The following is a 15,603-nucleotide window of genomic DNA, read 5'->3' on the forward strand; positions in this document are numbered from 1 at the left end:
ACCGCGCAGCAGAGCCGCCCAGCCAACGCCGGTTACGGATAATCGCTAAATCGCGATGTCGGTTCGCTTTCCGTGGTCGCCGGGGTATAACCCGGCACACTCGCGCCGAAAAACCCAGACCCAGCTTATACGATGCGCCGGCAATCACACCCGTGCGCGCAACGGTGCCAATGGGATCGCCGACGTTGAGGGTCACCTGTGGCGTGCGAAAGTCGTACTGCTCCGCAAAGACGAAACGGGCCCGTTCATCACCGCTCGAAGGATCGATGAAGCGCGTTGTCAGAGCCGCCGTGAGACGTCTAGCATCGGACACCCGGTCATTACCGACGAAGCTGTTGGGCATAAACAGTTCCGCCAGCCCGAAATCGGCCGTCGCCGTATCGAACAACGGCGCGAACGACTGGTTGCGGTAAGGCGTGTACACATAGAACAGCCGCGGTTCGAGCGTCTGGATGTACGACTGCCCGAAGAGCCGCACGCTTCGTTCGAAGCGCATTCTCGAATCGAGGCTGAAGGTCGGCACGTTGACGTCGAAGGTCTTCGGCTGGCCGGCGGGCGCATCCGCTCCGATCGTCGTCAGGTCATACGCCGCGAAATGCCATGCGAGCTTCGGTGTGATGAACCAGCCGGGATGCTCGATCGGATAGCTGACGTAAGGATTGAAAACGAAGCGGCTGCCTTGCGTCGCATCCGCGGACGAGATCGTAAAGCGCGTCGCATCCGCTTCGGCGCCGAAGTCGAAGCCCCCCACGTTATAGCGCGCGTAATGGACATTGACCTGCGGTTCACGGTTATAGGTCGAGTCACTGGTAAAAGCTTGCCAACGCTGCTCGCGAGCCAGCACACTCCACGCGCCGTTTGAGTAAGTCAGACCCGCTTCCTGCTGATACAGGGTGGTAGAACCCGTCGGAAACGCGACACCCGACGCAAGATCGGTGACCACCGTCGAATCTGACACCCGGTTGTAGTCGACGTACGCGCCGAAGCCCGAGCCGAGCTTCCAGTTCTGATTCAGCGCAATCGAGTAACGGTCGGTTTTGGTTGAGCGGTTCCGGAATCGCAGACGCGCCGACTAATTGTGCGTATCCGGCAAGCGGCACGCACCCAGCCGTACCCAGCATCAACGAAACGAGAGGCCTTAAGCGTAGGCGTCGAAATACACCGCGTAGTATCAAAGCAGATAAGGATCGGAAAGGATGACGGACACATCAAGGCGAACAGAAGCCCTGACTTGCGTCAGGATGAACAGCGGCGAGTGCGTGGGGCGCTATTGAAGCGTGACGTCACTAGAGCGCGGGTCCGCCCCACCTGCCGCGCTCGCTGCGTCGCCCAGCGCCTGCAGCAGATACGGAATCTGGTCTGCAGGCACTGTATCAGCAGATATTGACCATCCGCCGTCAGCCGCATATCGGTGATCGAATTCAGCATGAAGGTCGACGGATCAGACACGGCGTGTGTCCTCCTGAGTACCCGCTGCATGGTCCACCACGGCCCGGCCCCGCGCTGCGTTCACCGTGCTGCCGGACACGTCGCACAGCGTGCGAATCGACGCCATCGCCAGACGTGCTGAAAAGATCGGCGATGAGCTGACGCGCAAGACAGCCGCAAGAATCGCCGGTGAAAGAAATTCGATCATGATCAATTCTCCAAATGGTGCTACGCAGGTAGCGGAAGCCGACCATTTGACGATAGCAGCGCAAGCACGGCTTCAGGTTACGCGCGCCCTACGCATCCTTCGGATCTGTAACGCATTATTTCGACGCCCGCACTGCAATCCGCGCCGGCCTGACCCTCCTGCTCCGATTTCACAAAGTCTCCTCAATTTCGCCATCGTTGCTGCGACATTGATACCTATCATTCGATCATCATCAGGGCGACCGTGTACGGTCGGTTTTCTCTGAGTTCGATATGTCGTTCCAACGAGCGAATTGCTGAACGTAAACATCGCACAGACTGCAACCGTGGATTCCGGTTGGGAGGTAACGCAGATTTATGACTATCAGCCTTCTTGTAGTCGAACCGGATCAATCAGTCCGGGATCAGTTGCGCTTTCATCTTCATAAGAACCAGATCGCGCTCTCAGTCCTGTATAGCGCGGCTCAGCTTGTCAGCCGGGTGGAACTGGAATGTCCGTCAGCGATTCTATTGCGCGCGGAGTCGCCAATGATCGAGGCGCGAGAGGCGCTCCGGCAACTGCGGTTAGCGGGCTACGACATGCCCATTCTCGTACTGAGCACCTCCGGCGAGATCGTCGACAAAATCGTCGCTTTCGAATTGGGTGCGGACGACTATATCGTCGACCCAGTCGATCCGCACGAATTGACCGCCAGGATCAAGCGCGCCGTGCAACGCTGCAACCGCTCGCTGTGCGACGCGCCGGAAATTCGTGAGAAGGTTTCGTTCGGCAGTTACCAGATAGACTTCGCCACGCGGCGTCTGGTGAAGAATGGCAGCGAAATCTCGCTGCGATCCGGCGAGTTCGCCTTACTCAAACTGTTTGCCAGCAACCCGATGCGAATCCTGACGCGCTCGATGGTCAACAGCCAGCTAGGAAAGGCGGAGAGCCAAAGAGCCAGTCTGGATGTTGCGGTCTGGCGCTTACGCAGCGTGATAGAGGCCGATCCGTCCGCCCCTAAGTTCATTCAGACCTTGCGCGGACGAGGCTATATGTTCGTACCATCGCCAGAGTCGCCACCCTCGCATGGGACCCGCGAAAGTGCGGGTTTTATCGGGCGCAGGGAGTTTGGCGAACGAGGCGCCGGGGCCGTATGAGGCGGGCGGAAGCATTGATGCTCTCCAGGCGCAAACCATGGCGGATCGAAGGGCAGCAGATCGATGCCGCGGCCAGGACGAGTATGAGGATGCGCATGAAGGAAATACTCAAGTTGATCCTGCGAATCATACAGCCATAGGATACCGAAGTTTTTTGGCCAAATTACAGTCCCTGTCTGCTGGACTGACGTACTCGCGGTAACGAGGTTCAGCAACGCTCAGCCGCGCCGCAAACGCACGCGGCTCGCTGGCGTCGTGGGGTCGTCCGTCAGGGTGTGACGCCGACCGTTACGATGCATACGCACGCGCTCCCTGATCTCGGCCACGGTCGCGGCGCCTCGCACGGCAATGCAAGAGTACTCACCGTTGCGGTTGATCCACTCGACGATCCGGCAGCACTCGCCCCACGGTTGCATGAGCGGCGCGGAAACGCGACAGCCGCGTATCTTCATAGCGTCTGTAACCCGTGGTGCGCTAACACCGTTTTTAGCCTCGCCGCGTGCGCTGCCAGTAGAGACTGTCTTCCGGCCGGGCCGGAAACCGCGCGATTCGGCGCGGCTCACAGGTGAGGAGACTTGCATGAGATTGCTCCACTAACGGAACTGACCATCGGACATGGCCTCTATGCAAGGCCACCGGAAAAGTGCCATACCATCATATCCAGACAACACGCAGACACAACGAAGAAAGGATGGAGAAGTTGTGGAGATTCGCCGGTAACTGTGGATCGCCGTAGCATTCATCTAGAATCCAGCCATGCAAAGTGAAACTATCCGAATTCGTCCAAGCCACCCTTTCGGGAACCTTCGGACCCTTCTCTCGCGCGTGCGGCAGCAACAGCGGATGAGGATGCGCTTTGGCATTACCTGGAAAATGTTCCTCGCGGTATTAGTCGCATGCCTGACGATTTCCTTAACGATGGGCTACGCCTTGCGCGTGAGCTTCGAAAACGGTTTCCTGCACTATGTTCGGGAGCGCAACGCCGGGCGCATCAAAGCCGTCATGGCGAAGGTTACGAGTGAATACGCCGCTCACGGCAACTGGAATTTCCTGCGGGAGCATCCCGACGCATGGCTCGCGCTGCTGGACGGCGCCGCACACGACGCCCTGCGCGAAGAACTCGCCACCGCGCAGTTGGGCAAGCTGCCGGGCTGGCGAAGCTTTCCCGGAAGCGGCAGCGTTCAGCAACTGCTCGGGCCGCTCTCGGGCCCGTCTGAAGGACCGCACTGGGGCATGCGCCTTCCGCCCGCGCCACCGTCCAGTCCGGACATCGCGATGGAGCGTGACCGTGTGTCGGCAAGCGGTGTCGTGAGCGGCGACAGTCGCTATGACCGACCGCCCCCTTCAGCCCCTTTGGCGCCTTCTCCCTCCTCGCCGCCGTCGCATGACGGCGTGGCGCGTGACACGCCGCCCGAGGGACCGCCCGTGACACTCTACGACGCGAGCCACGAACTCGTGGCAAGCATCGGCCGGCCTCCGCCCCCCGGCAGCACGATGAGACCGGTTGTCTATAACGGCAAGGTCGTGGGCTGGCTCTCCGTGAACGGACCCGATACCCTTTCGGATGCTGCGGACATTGCATTCCAGGCGCAGCAGAAACGCGCGACCTGGGAGATCGCGGGCGTTGCTGTCGTGCTCGCCGCGCTAGTCGCGCTGATACTTGCGCGCATCGTTCTCGCGCCGGTCAAGCGTTTGATGAACGCGACCCACCGCCTTGCCGGCGGAGACTACACGACACGGGTGCCAGCCGGCAGACGCGATGAGCTTGGACGGCTTGCGGGAGACTTCAACGTATTGGCCGACTCGCTGCATAAAGCCGAGCGCTCCCGGCGCGATTTCATTGCGGATATTTCACACGAGTTGCGCACGCCGCTCGCTGTGCTGCGCGGCGAGCTGGAAGCCATAGAAGACGGTGTGCATGTGTTCAACCGCGATTCGCTCACCTCGCTGCAAACCGAAGTGAACATGCTCAACAAGCTCATCGAGGATCTATACGAGCTTTCTCTGAGCGATGTCGGCGCACTCAGCTATCGCAAGACGCCGACGCATGTCGGGCAACTGGCGCGGGCTTCGATCGAGGCCATGCGGGAGTCGTTCAAGACGAAACGAATCGAACTCGATCTGGTCTGCATGCCGGAAGTTGCCAACACAACTTTCGCGGTCGACCCCGCGCGTTTCGTACAACTGCTGAAAAACCTGCTGCAAAATTCATTGCGTTATACCGATCCGGACGGCCACGTGCACGTGGCGCTTTCGCAGAGCGCCAGCGGTTGGCAACTCGACGTGCAGGACTCCCTGCCCGGTGTGCCCGAGGCTGCACTCGAACACCTGTTCGACCGCTTCTATCGCGTGGACGAATCACGCAGCCGTCAGAACGGTGGCGCGGGCCTCGGCCTCTCGCTGTGCCACGCGATTGTGACGGCGCATGGCGGTACGATCGACGCCAAGGCCTCGCCACTCGGCGGCGTCTGGATCACTGCCCGTTTTCCGCCGGAAGGAGACTGACCTCATGACCGAAGGGCGTCCTTCGCACATCCTGATCGTCGAGGATGAACCCAAGCTCGCCGCCGTGCTCGAAGCGTATTTGCACCTCGAGGGTTTCGCCACCACGATCCTCGACGACGGCCATCACGTGATGCCATTCATTCGCTCAACACCGCCGGCGCTGATGCTGCTGGACCTCATGCTGCCCGGACGCAGCGGCATGGATATTTGCCGCGAGCTACGGCAGTTTTCGGCATTGCCCGTCATTATTCTGACCGCGCGCATCGACGAAATCGACCGTCTGCTGGGTCTCGAAATCGGTGCCGACGATTACGTCTGCAAACCGTTCAGCCCACGCGAAGTGGTGGCGCGCGTCAAGGCGATCCTGCGCCGTGCAACGCCTGCCGTCACGGCTGCGGCTGTGGCTGTGGCCGCGGACGGTTTGCCACAAGCGCCACATGGTCTCGAAGTCGACGAGCAGTTTCATCTTGCTTTACTCGACGGCAAGGAACTCAAGCTCACGCCGCTCGAGTTGCGGCTCCTTGCGCTACTGATGAAATCGCCGGGACGCATTTTTTCCCGCGACTACCTGCTGAGTCATCTCTACGCGGATCACCGGGTGGTCACGGACCGCACCATCGACAGCCATATCAAGAACCTGCGCCGCAAGCTACAGGGCGCACGGCCGGACAGCGAGCCTATCGCGTCCGTGTATGGCGTGGGCTATCGTCTGGAACTCTGATCGATATGATCGGATGCCTTAACGCCCTCTTCACGGGGGCGCTAGCCATTTTCGAACTCAGGTCGCATGCCCCGCCGCCGGTATGTCAGGCGGCGGACTCCATTGCGCGAATTCCTCGGCCAGAAAGTCGACGCACACCCGCACCTTCGCCGACTGCGCCAGCCGTGCCGGGTACACCGCCCACAGGTTCGCCGGTTGCGTGACGTCCGGCAGAACCTGCTGCAACTGGCCGCTGTCGAGCAGCGGCCGCACGTCCCACATCGAACGCAGCACGATCCCGCGCCCGGCCAACGCCCATTGCACCGCCACTTCGCCGTGATTGGTCGACAACGGTCCCGTGACCTTGATCGACGCCGCTTCGCCGCGCACCGTCAAACGCCACAGACCGAATGGATGGTCGCGCTCCTTGATCGCGAGACACGCGTGCGACGACAGATCGGCGAGTTGCCGCGGCGTGCCATGCCGCGCGAGATAGCCGGGCGACGCGCACAGCACCCGATGATTCGACGCGAGCCGTTTGGCAATCAGATGAGGAGCGATCTCGTCGCCGATACGGATATCGAGGTCGAAGCCTTCGCCGCCCACGTCGACGAGACGGTCGAACAGATCGAGCCGCACGCTCAGTTGCGGATACCGCTCGGAGAACCGGGCCAGCGCGGGCGCAACGAAACGGCGGCCAAAACCGAAGCTGCTGGAGATGCGCAGCTTGCCGCCGGGAATGCGGCGCGTGGTAGAGACGTCTTCCACCAGTTGGTCGACGTCGTCGAGAATCTTTTCGGCCCACGTGTAGACGCGTTCGCCGGCCTCGGTAATCGCGACGCGCCGCGTGGACCGGTGCAATAACCGCGTACCGAGCGTAGTCTCGAGCACATTGATGCGTTTGCTGACGTACGCTGCGGAGACCGACAGGGCTTCCGCCGCCGCGCTAAAGCTCGATTTGCGCGCCACTTCACAAAACACGCGCAAATCGCCGAGATCGGGTGACGGGACGGCGTTCATAGGTCGCTCGTTTGTACACGATTCGTGCACAGTGGCTTAACTAAAGCAGCTATTTTAAGCTCAAACAGCAGGAATAAAATAACCGCTGTCGAAACATCGAAAGTCCCCATGGAGGAGCATGAACATGTCGAAAACCTATCGGATTGCGGTCATACCCGGCGACGGCATCGGCGTCGAAGTCATGCCGGAAGCCATTCGCGTGCTGGACACAGTGAAAAAACGCTTCGGCATCGAACTGGAGTATCAGCACATCGAATGGGCGAGCTGCGATTACTACGCCAAGCACGGCAAGATGATGCCGGACGACTGGAAAGCCCAACTGCAATCCGCCGACGCGATTCTGTTCGGCGCGGTCGGCTGGCCCGACACGGTGCCCGACCATATCTCGCTGTGGGGGTCGCTCCTGAAGTTCCGGCGCGAATTCGACCAGTACATCAACCTGCGCCCTGCCCGGCTTTTCGCCGGCGTGCCGTCGCCGCTCGCGGGCCGCAAGGCGGGCGACATCGATTTCTGGATCGTGCGCGAGAACACCGAGGGCGAATATTCGTCGGTGGGTGGCGTGATGTTCGAAGGCACCGAGCGTGAGTTCGTGCTGCAGGAATCCGTGTTCACGCGGCACGGCAGCGAGCGCGTCCTGAAGTTCGCGTTCGATCTCGCGCAACGGCGCGAACGTAAGAAGATCACAGTGGCGACCAAGAGCAACGGCATCGCGATCAGCATGCCGTGGTGGGACAAATGCGCGGCCGGCGTCGCGGCGCAGTACCCGGATGTGGCGTGGGATAAGCAGCACATCGACATTCTCTGCGCGCGCTTCGTGCTGAGCCCGGACCGCTTCGACGTGGTGGTCGCAACCAATCTGTTCGGCGACATCCTCTCCGATCTCGGTCCTGCCTGCACGGGCACGATCGGCCTCGCGCCGTCGGCCAATCTGAATCCGGACCGTAAGTTTCCGTCGTTGTTCGAACCGGTGCATGGTTCGGCGCCCGACATCGCCGGCAAGAACATCGCCAATCCGATTGCGATGATCTGGTCGGCCGCCATGATGCTCGACTTCCTCGGCAATCACGAGGGCACGGAACGCGAGGCGCATGACGCGATTCTCGCCGCGATCGAGGCGACGCTGATCGAGGGTCCGCATACCGGCGACCTCGGCGGCAAGGCCAACACCACAGAAGTCGGCCAGGCAATCGCGGCAAAACTCGCCTGAGCCAGGCGACCCCAACCCTCTGCGAGGACGCTTTCGAATGAGCACGGAAACCTATCCCATCGAAGTCGAATTCCCCGATATTTCGGTTCACGAACAATCGTCGTCCGGCATCGCCTACGTTCATACGTTCGACTCGGGTGTGCCGGGACCGCATGTGATGATCAACGCGCTCACGCACGGCAACGAAGTGTGCGGGGCGATCGTCGTCGACGAACTGCTGCGCCGCGCGTTGAGGCCGCGCCGTGGACGCCTCACGCTCGCCTTCGCGAACGTCGCCGCCTATCAGTGCTTCGATCCTGCGAAGCCCGACGCGGCCCGCTTCGTCGATCAGGACTTCAATCGCGTGTGGACCGCCGCGGTACTCGACGATACGGCGCGCACGTCGAGCGAATTGGCCCGCGCACGCGAGATGCGCCCGGTGATCGACACGGTCGACGCGCTGCTCGATCTGCATTCAATGCATGAGAAGAGCAAGCCGCTGATCGTGGCGGGACCGCTGCAGAAAGGCATCGACCTTGCGGTGCGTCTCGGCACACCCGCCACGGTGATCTGCGACGAGGGCCACCCCGAAGGCCGCCGCATGCGCGATTACGAAGGCTTCGGCACGGCGGATAGCGCGAAAAACGCGTTGCTGATCGAATGCGGACAACACTGGGAACGAAGCGCGGTCGCCGTGGCGCGCGATACCACCGCACGCTTCCTGCTGCTGGCCGGCGTGATCGACGAAGCCGATCTGCCGGACGGCTGGCTGGCGCCGCTGCCGCCCACCCAGCACATCGTCCGCGTGACGCAGCCGGTGGTCGCGACCAGCATGGATTTTCGCTTTGCGGCGCCCTACACCGGCCTGGAAATCTTTCCAGATGCCGGCGCGGTCATCGGCTGGTCGAACGGCGAAGCGGTGGTCACGCCTTACGACAACTGCATGCTGGTGATGCCGTCGCTGCGGCAGCTGCGACCCGGGGTCACCGTTGTGCGGTTGGGCAAGATCGAACGAACCGTGACGAACGCCAGCACAAACACGAACACGAGCGGCCGATGAATCGGCTCATGCACATTCAAAAGGTAACGTGAAGATGAAGGTACAAAGCATCAAGCAAAGCGTGAGTCTGCAGAATCTGGAGGACTGGGGCACGGCAGGGCTGCCCGGCACCACGCCGCTTCGGGTATCAGGCGTGCAGCGCGTCATCAAGGGCAGCGAATCCATCGACACCGGTATTTTCGAGTGCACGGCGGGCACGTACCGCCGCTCGGTCAAGCAGGCCGAGGTGATGCACTTCCTCGCGGGGCGCGGCCGCTTCACGCCCGACAACGAAGAGACGGTCCATTTTGCAAGCGGCGACACGCTCTTTTTCGAAGCCAATACAGAAGGACTGTGGGAAGTCGAGGAAACAATGCGAAAGGTTTACGTGATCTTCTGAGCACGGCCTGAAAGACTAACCCGAGCGCCGCCTCCCGGCGCTCGCCCCCTCCCCCCTCCCCACTCCCGACTCCCGTCACGCCTCACTCCCGACTCCCGTCACGCCTCACTCCCGACTCCCGTCACGCCTCACTCCCGGCGCACCCTGCGTCGCGGCATCCGTAGCCATTCCCGCTGTCCATTCGCTCTGCCCGGTTCGATGTGCATCTGCAACATAGTCGGGTAATCCCGCGTTGCCCCTTGTTGTCAAACTACTTACAGTTCGGCCTGTTCGCATAAAGAATGGTAGTTCTATATACGAACATAACTCACAAAAAATCATCGACGACCGGGTCGCCTGGATCTTCTCGCAGGTCAGGCAGGTCGAATTGGAGAGAACGCCTCATGAATCGCAACATCACTATGACCCGGATCGCCTGCGCGATCGCAGCCTTGGCCAGCGCGCCTGCATTCGCGCAAAGCAGCGTCACGCTGTACGGTATCGTGGATACGGGTATCGGCTATCAAAGCAGCCAGACATCCCTCGGCTCGACTTCCGGCGGCAAATCCGCCGTCAAGATGATCAACGGCGTATGGGCCGGTAGCCGCTTCGGCCTGAAGGGTGCGGAAGATCTCGGCGGCGGCACCAAGGCCATCTTCCAGCTGGAGTCGGGTTTCAATTCCGCCACCGGCGCGCAGCAATACACGAATGCGCTGTTCGGCCGCCAGGCATGGGTTGGCGTGACGAACAACACCTACGGAACGTTTACCGCCGGCCGTCAATACACGGCCTATTACACGCTGCTGTCGCCGTATAGCCCGACCACGTGGCTCACTGGCTACTACGGCGCGCACCCGGGCGACGTCGACGCACTCGACACGATCTACCGCGCCAACAATTCGCTGGTCTATACCTCGCCGAAACTGTACGGCTTCACGTTCAGCGGCTCGTATGCGGTCGGCGGCGTGCCGGGCAGCCTGAATCGCGGCTCGACGTGGAGCGGCGCGCTCCAGTACCTCAACGGTCCGGTCGGCCTCGCGGTGGGCTTCATGCGGATCAACAATTCGACGCTGGGCGGCGGCGCGTACGGCGCGGATTCGACCGTGTCGAACAACGGCGCGCAACCGGGCGTGTCGGCCGTGACCAACGGCTATCAGACGGCGCAGGCGCAGCAGCGCTTCGCGGTCACCGGCGGCTACAACTTCGGTAACGGCTGGGACGTGTCCGCAGCCTACTCGAACGTGCAGTACATTCCGGGTGTAGGCTCGAGCTTCCGCGATACGGCGATCTTCAACACGGCCGGCGTCGTGCTGCACTGGAAGCCGACGGTTGCATGGGACTTCGCGACGGGCTATGCCTACACGCGCGCAACCAAGGCAAACGGCATCACGAGTTCGGCGCAGTACCAGCAGGTCAACCTGTCCGAGTACTATTCACTGTCGAAGCGCACCGGCCTCTATGCGTTGCAGGCGTTCCAGCGCACCAACGGCAACACGCTCGGCACGGCGGGTTCGGGCCACATCATCACGGCCACCGCAACCCTCGGCGACGGCTTCCAGAGCGCGCCGTCGTCGTCGCGCAGCCAGTTCGCCGCCGGCGTAGGCATCGTGCACCGCTTCTAAGCGACGCGCGATCGTAAAAGAAAGGAAGGCTCGTTACGACGAGCCTTTCCATATTCTGCAGTCAGGAGACCATCATGAGCCGCAGCACCGCCGTGAACGTTCAAACGTTTATCAACGAACATCCCTTCTCGCCGTTCCAGTGGCTCATCTTTTTCATGTGTTTCATCATCGTCCTGCTGGACGGATTTGACACAGCCGCGATCGGCTTCATTGCGCCGTCGCTGATCGCCGAATGGGGTATCACCCGACCCGCACTCGCGCCGGTGCTCAGCGCGGCGCTGTTCGGCCTCGCTTGCGGCGCGCTCGGCTCAGGGCCGCTGTCCGACCGGCTCGGGCGGCGCTCGATGCTGCTCGGCTCGGTGCTGCTGTTCGGTGTTGCCTGCTTCGCTTCGGCGTTCTCGAACAGCATCGAACACCTGACGATATTGCGCTTCATCACCGGCGTCGGCCTCGGCGCGGCCATGCCGAACGCCGTGACGATGATGGGCGAGTACTGCCCGGATCGCCGCCGCGCGACCGTGATCAATCTGATGTTCTGCGGCTTTCCGCTGGGCGCGGCCTTCGGCGGCTTTCTCGCTGCGTGGATGATTCCGCACTTCGGCTGGCGCAGCGTGCTGCTGCTCGGCGGTATCACGCCGCTGTTGCTGCTGGTCGTGCTGGTGCTGAAGATGCCGGAATCGGTCCGCTACATGGTGGCCAACAGCAAGCCGGTCGAACGGATTCGCGCAGCGCTGGCACGCATTTCGAGCGACGCCGCGCAGGCCGGCAGTTTCGTCATGACCGAAACCGCGCCTCAAACCGGCGGCAAGGGCATCGGCGTGGTGCTGTCGCGTTCGTACATCATCGGCTCGGTGATGCTGTGGATTGCCTATTTCATGGGTCTCGTGATCTTCTACGCCTCGATCAACTGGATGCCGATTCTGCTGAAGGACGCCGGACTCACGCCGCAACGCGCGACGCTGATTTCCGCGCTGTTCCCGCTCGGCGGCGTAGGCGCCGTGCTGTGTGGCGTGCTGATGGACCGCTTCAACGCGAACCGCATCATTGCGGCCTGCTACGCGCTGACCGCGGTGAGCGTGTACTTCATCGGCCAGGCGGTCGGCAATGTCGGCGCGCTGATCTTCATCGTGTTCGTCGCGGGTGTGCTGATGAATACCGCACAGTCGTCGATGCCGGCCCTTGCCGCGGCGTTTTATCCGACTCAAGGTCGCGGCACGGGCGTGGCGTGGATGCTGGGGATCGGCCGCTTCGGCGGGATTGCGGGCTCGTTCCTCGTGGCCGAACTGACGCGCCGTCACTTCACGTTCGCGGGCATCTTCGCGATGGTCGCGGTGGCGGGTCTGATTTCGTGCGTGGCCTTGCTGATCAAGCAGGCGGCACGGCCGCATGTGGCGGCAGAGGCTGGCGCGAAAGCGGAGTCGTTTGGGCATTGAGTTGGGCGTTGAGTTGGGCTTTACGCTCGGCTCGCGGATTCAGCCTGCCCGGTCCGACGAGTTGACGACTAATATGAAGGGTGGGCGCGCGAGCCTTTCGACGCGCCCTTGCATAACGTCGCTCTCGTACGCCAGGCAAAGGCAACCCAGGATGACCGAGCTTTCAATAGTGAAACGCCATCGCGGTGTGTTCAGGACATTGGCAGCCTTACTGGCATCGGGTGCCATCCTGGGTATGTCCGCTTCGACGTCCGTGTTCGCGCAAACCCCAGGCGCGCGTGGATCGATGGCGCAAGTGTTCGCGCCGGGCGGCACGCTGCGCGCGTCGATCAATCTCGGCAATCCCGTCCTGGCAAGTCTCGATCCGGCGACGGGCAAACCGGTCGGCGTATCCGTCGATCTCGCCACCGAATTCGCCAGACGACTCGGCGTGCCACTGCAACTGGTCGCGGTCGAGTCGGCGGGCGCCTCTGTTGAAAACGTAAGTCAGGGCAATGCGGACATCGGTTTCTTCGCCGTCGATCCGAAGCGCGGACAGGAAATCGCTTTCACCAGGCCGTATGTGCTGATAGAAGGTTTTTATCTTGTGCGCAATACCTCGCCGATCATCACCAACGAGGATGTCGATCAACCCGGTGTGACGGTCGCGGTCGGCAAGGGTAGCGCCTACGATCTGTTTCTGACGCGCGAACTGCATCGCGCGACGCTCGTCCGGATTCCAACTTCGCCAGCGGTTGTGCAGAGCTTTCTGGATCAACATCTGGACGTGGCCGCAGGCGTCAAGCAACAGCTCGAAAAGGACGCCGCTCAAGCGGGCGGAATGCGGATACTGGATCAGCGCTTCATGGTGATCCGTCAGGCGATGGGCGTGCCCAAAGCAAGAGGCGATGAAGCGGCCGCGTATCTGTCGAAGTTCGTTGAGGACATGAAGGTATCGGGCTTCGTCTCGGCGTCGCTGGCGCGGCATCACATCGCAGGCGCAGCAGTTCCAAACGACGATGAGCAATAAGTAGTGTGCGCCACGCGCATGCGCAACGTATGTGCCCATGAAGCGCACCGCCTTAAGCACGCCACGGGCTGCGCAAATGCGACCAGAGGACTAGAAACCATGAACAAGAGAGACATCAACTCAGCTGACACAGGTCACAGTGCGCGCCGTGGAAACGTCGTCGCGGGTCTAGTCTATGTGTTTGAGCAGGTCATGCCGGACCCGTTCGTCCTTGCAATTGGCTTGACCCTGGTGGTGGCCCTGCTGGCGGCGGCCTTCGCGCCACATGCTTCGCTGCCGGTCATCCTGACCTCCTGGTACGGTGGCACGTTCAACATTCTCGGCTTCGCGCTGCAGATGATCCTGATTCTCGCGACTGGCTATGCAATCGCTGACGCCCCTCTCGTCCAGCGCGGCTTGCGAGCGATGGCTGCCGGCGTGCGCACACCGACCCGCGCCGCGCTGCTGGTCTTCCCGATCGTCGCGGTGGCCGCGTGGCTTAACTGGGGACTTGGCCTCGTTGTCGGCGCACTCCTGTCGCGCGAAATCGCCAAGCGTGTGAAGGTGGATTTCGCATGGCTGGTCGCAGGCAGCTACTCGGCGTGGTCGGTCTGCAATAGCGGTTTGTCCAGCTCGATCGCGTTGTCACAGGCGTCGCATGGCAACGCATTAAATCTTGTTGAGAAAGCCACCGGGCAGGTGATTCCGTTGAGTCAGACCGTGTTCGCCCCGTTCGTCTTCATCCCGACCGTACTGGTGGTTATCGTCATGACGGCGATCTTCATCTGGATGCACCCGAGGCAGGAAGATGTTGTCGCTTTCAATGAAACGCAGTCCGAGCCTGCGACAGTTGCAGAGGCCGATCCCCATGCCCGGGACTCGACGACATCGTCATTCGCTGCCCGTGTCGAACGCTCAATGCTCGGCACGCTGTTCGTGCTGGCGCTGGGCGTCGGCTATCTCGCGATGACGTGGACCAGCAAGGGCTTCGAGTTGGACATCAACACCACGATCCTGATCTTCCTGCTGGTTGGGCTCGCGCTGCAGCGCACACCGATCGCCTATGCCGATGCGATTCGCCGCGCCGCGCGGCAGACCGGATCGATGCTGCTTCAATATCCGATGTACGGCGGCATCATGGGCATCATGACCGGGACCGGGTTGGCGTCGACAATCGCCAAGACGTTCGTGGCCATCGCGACGCCAGTCACGCTTCCGGTCCTGAGTTACTTTAGCTCGCTGATCATCACGCTGCTGATTCCTAGCGCAGGTGGACACTGGGCTGTGCAGGGACCTTTCGTTCTGCCCGCCGCGCTCAGCCTGCATGCTTCGGTTCCGCGCACCGCCATGGGTGTCGCCATGGCCGAAAACGTCTCGAACATGCTGCAACCTTTCTGGGCCGTACCCGTGGTTGCGATCGCTGGCATTCGCATCCAGCGTGTCATGGGCTATACGGCGATCACGTTTGTCGTTTCCCTCGTCATCTATGCGGCGGCGCTTTGGCTGATTCCGTGACCCGGGGTGGCGACGAAGTTGTGGGAGAATCCGGTGCGCCCTATTGACGGCGCGCATAACGACAGGATTTGGTAATGAAACGTGTAGTCGTATCGGCAGTGCTCGCGGTGTGCCTCGCGCAGCCGGCCGTTGAAGCCGTTGCACAAACAGTCAGCGATCAATGTTTTGCAATCGGCGATATTGCCGGCCAGGTGGCGTCCTGGCGTGCTCACAAAAAGACGAAAGCGCAAGCGCTCGATCAAGCGGCAAAGTACTACAAGAATGAGTCCGACCGGCAAGCAGTGTTCGGCATCATCGATAAAATCTACAGTCCTGGCGCGCCGCACATGACACCCGATCAGGCTAGCATGGCCTTCACATCGGACTGTGCAAACCAGCACAAACCGCAGGCACCCTCGCAGTAGAGCCTGCAGTCTGCACGGATATTTCACTGCGCTAGCGCCA

Annotated in this window: 14 protein-coding genes and 1 pseudogene; 11 read left to right on the top strand and 4 right to left on the bottom strand. The window is 61.6% G+C overall.

What is annotated here, in order from left to right:
• Positions 1 to 103: 103 nt before the first annotated feature.
• Positions 104 to 1,042: pseudogene (locus HHL24_RS06740) on the bottom strand (LPS-assembly protein LptD); the annotation flags it as partial.
• A 399-nt stretch (positions 1,043 to 1,441) separates the two neighbouring features.
• Positions 1,442 to 1,636, bottom strand: coding sequence for a hypothetical protein (locus tag HHL24_RS06745; RefSeq protein WP_169484716.1), 195 nt, complete (start codon positions 1,634 to 1,636; stop codon positions 1,442 to 1,444).
• 356 nt (positions 1,637 to 1,992) lie between these two features.
• Here HHL24_RS06745 and HHL24_RS06750 point away from each other — a divergent pair, with 356 nt between their 5' ends.
• A complete protein-coding gene (locus HHL24_RS06750) occupies positions 1,993 to 2,772 on the top strand; it encodes a winged helix-turn-helix domain-containing protein (protein ID WP_169484732.1) in 780 nt (259 codons plus the stop codon).
• 218 nt (positions 2,773 to 2,990) lie between these two features.
• Here HHL24_RS06750 and HHL24_RS06755 read toward each other — a convergent pair whose 3' ends face one another.
• Positions 2,991 to 3,224 carry a DUF2866 domain-containing protein gene (locus tag HHL24_RS06755; RefSeq protein WP_169484919.1) on the bottom strand — a complete coding sequence of 78 codons (234 nt, stop codon included), beginning with the start codon at positions 3,222 to 3,224 and terminating at the stop codon, positions 2,991 to 2,993.
• Positions 3,225 to 3,615: 391 nt separating this feature from the next.
• Between HHL24_RS06755 and HHL24_RS06760 the strand changes: the two genes are divergently transcribed.
• Together HHL24_RS06760 and HHL24_RS06765 are read left to right on the top strand one after the other, a co-directional pair.
• Positions 3,616 to 5,277, top strand: coding sequence for an ATP-binding protein (locus tag HHL24_RS06760; RefSeq protein ID WP_169484733.1), 1,662 nt, complete (start codon positions 3,616 to 3,618; stop codon positions 5,275 to 5,277).
• Positions 5,278 to 5,281: 4 nt separating this feature from the next.
• Positions 5,282 to 5,998, top strand: a complete 717-nt coding sequence (locus HHL24_RS06765) for a response regulator (RefSeq protein ID WP_169484734.1) — start codon at positions 5,282 to 5,284, stop codon at positions 5,996 to 5,998.
• A 57-nt stretch (positions 5,999 to 6,055) separates the two neighbouring features.
• Here HHL24_RS06765 and HHL24_RS06770 read toward each other — a convergent pair whose 3' ends face one another.
• On the bottom strand, positions 6,056 to 6,997 hold the full coding sequence (locus tag HHL24_RS06770) for a LysR substrate-binding domain-containing protein (protein ID WP_169484735.1): 942 nt from the start codon (positions 6,995 to 6,997) through the stop codon (positions 6,056 to 6,058).
• A gap of 124 nt (positions 6,998 to 7,121) precedes the next feature.
• Between HHL24_RS06770 and HHL24_RS06775 the strand changes: the two genes are divergently transcribed.
• From HHL24_RS06775 to HHL24_RS06810, 8 genes are all read left to right on the top strand, one after another.
• Complete coding sequence (locus HHL24_RS06775; protein ID WP_169484736.1) at positions 7,122 to 8,204, top strand: tartrate dehydrogenase; 1,083 nt, start codon at positions 7,122 to 7,124, stop codon at positions 8,202 to 8,204.
• Positions 8,205 to 8,241: 37 nt separating this feature from the next.
• A complete protein-coding gene (locus tag HHL24_RS06780) occupies positions 8,242 to 9,243 on the top strand; it encodes a M14 family metallopeptidase (RefSeq protein ID WP_169484737.1) in 1,002 nt (333 codons plus the stop codon).
• 34 nt (positions 9,244 to 9,277) lie between these two features.
• Positions 9,278 to 9,622, top strand: coding sequence for a cupin domain-containing protein (locus HHL24_RS06785; RefSeq protein WP_169484738.1), 345 nt, complete (start codon positions 9,278 to 9,280; stop codon positions 9,620 to 9,622).
• Between the two features lie 401 nt (positions 9,623 to 10,023).
• Positions 10,024 to 11,223, top strand: a complete 1,200-nt coding sequence (locus HHL24_RS06790) for a porin (RefSeq protein WP_169484920.1) — start codon at positions 10,024 to 10,026, stop codon at positions 11,221 to 11,223.
• 74 nt (positions 11,224 to 11,297) lie between these two features.
• A complete protein-coding gene (locus HHL24_RS06795) occupies positions 11,298 to 12,656 on the top strand; it encodes an MFS transporter (protein ID WP_169484739.1) in 1,359 nt (452 codons plus the stop codon).
• Positions 12,657 to 12,942: 286 nt separating this feature from the next.
• Positions 12,943 to 13,665: an ABC transporter substrate-binding protein gene (locus HHL24_RS06800; protein WP_230417367.1), complete on the top strand. Its 723-nt coding sequence runs from the start codon at positions 12,943 to 12,945 to the stop codon at positions 13,663 to 13,665.
• Between the two features lie 99 nt (positions 13,666 to 13,764).
• Positions 13,765 to 15,159, top strand: coding sequence for a short-chain fatty acid transporter (locus tag HHL24_RS06805; protein WP_169484740.1), 1,395 nt, complete (start codon positions 13,765 to 13,767; stop codon positions 15,157 to 15,159).
• Positions 15,160 to 15,233: 74 nt separating this feature from the next.
• On the top strand, positions 15,234 to 15,563 hold the full coding sequence (locus HHL24_RS06810) for a hypothetical protein (RefSeq protein WP_169484741.1): 330 nt from the start codon (positions 15,234 to 15,236) through the stop codon (positions 15,561 to 15,563).
• The last annotated feature ends 40 nt before the right edge of the window (positions 15,564 to 15,603 follow it).

It is taken from the genome of Paraburkholderia polaris, assembly GCF_012927345.1.
GTDB lineage: Bacteria > Pseudomonadota > Gammaproteobacteria > Burkholderiales > Burkholderiaceae > Paraburkholderia > Paraburkholderia polaris.

What these genes read in the sequence shown, in the direction of transcription:
- HHL24_RS06745 (WP_169484716.1), bottom strand. Translation starts at nt 1,636, where the DNA reads ATGATCGAATTTCTTTCACCGGCGATTCTTGCGGCTGTCTTGCGCGTC.
- HHL24_RS06750 (WP_169484732.1), top strand. Translation starts at nt 1,993, where the DNA reads ATGACTATCAGCCTTCTTGTAGTCGAACCGGATCAATCAGTCCGGGAT.
- HHL24_RS06755 (WP_169484919.1), bottom strand. Translation starts at nt 3,224, where the DNA reads ATGAAGATACGCGGCTGTCGCGTTTCCGCGCCGCTCATGCAACCGTGG.
- HHL24_RS06760 (WP_169484733.1), top strand. Translation starts at nt 3,616, where the DNA reads ATGAGGATGCGCTTTGGCATTACCTGGAAAATGTTCCTCGCGGTATTA.
- HHL24_RS06765 (WP_169484734.1), top strand. Translation starts at nt 5,282, where the DNA reads ATGACCGAAGGGCGTCCTTCGCACATCCTGATCGTCGAGGATGAACCC.
- HHL24_RS06770 (WP_169484735.1), bottom strand. Translation starts at nt 6,997, where the DNA reads ATGAACGCCGTCCCGTCACCCGATCTCGGCGATTTGCGCGTGTTTTGT.
- HHL24_RS06775 (WP_169484736.1), top strand. Translation starts at nt 7,122, where the DNA reads ATGTCGAAAACCTATCGGATTGCGGTCATACCCGGCGACGGCATCGGC.
- HHL24_RS06780 (WP_169484737.1), top strand. Translation starts at nt 8,242, where the DNA reads ATGAGCACGGAAACCTATCCCATCGAAGTCGAATTCCCCGATATTTCG.
- HHL24_RS06785 (WP_169484738.1), top strand. Translation starts at nt 9,278, where the DNA reads ATGAAGGTACAAAGCATCAAGCAAAGCGTGAGTCTGCAGAATCTGGAG.
- HHL24_RS06790 (WP_169484920.1), top strand. Translation starts at nt 10,024, where the DNA reads ATGACCCGGATCGCCTGCGCGATCGCAGCCTTGGCCAGCGCGCCTGCA.
- HHL24_RS06795 (WP_169484739.1), top strand. Translation starts at nt 11,298, where the DNA reads ATGAGCCGCAGCACCGCCGTGAACGTTCAAACGTTTATCAACGAACAT.
- HHL24_RS06800 (WP_230417367.1), top strand. Translation starts at nt 12,943, where the DNA reads ATGGCGCAAGTGTTCGCGCCGGGCGGCACGCTGCGCGCGTCGATCAAT.
- HHL24_RS06805 (WP_169484740.1), top strand. Translation starts at nt 13,765, where the DNA reads ATGAACAAGAGAGACATCAACTCAGCTGACACAGGTCACAGTGCGCGC.
- HHL24_RS06810 (WP_169484741.1), top strand. Translation starts at nt 15,234, where the DNA reads ATGAAACGTGTAGTCGTATCGGCAGTGCTCGCGGTGTGCCTCGCGCAG.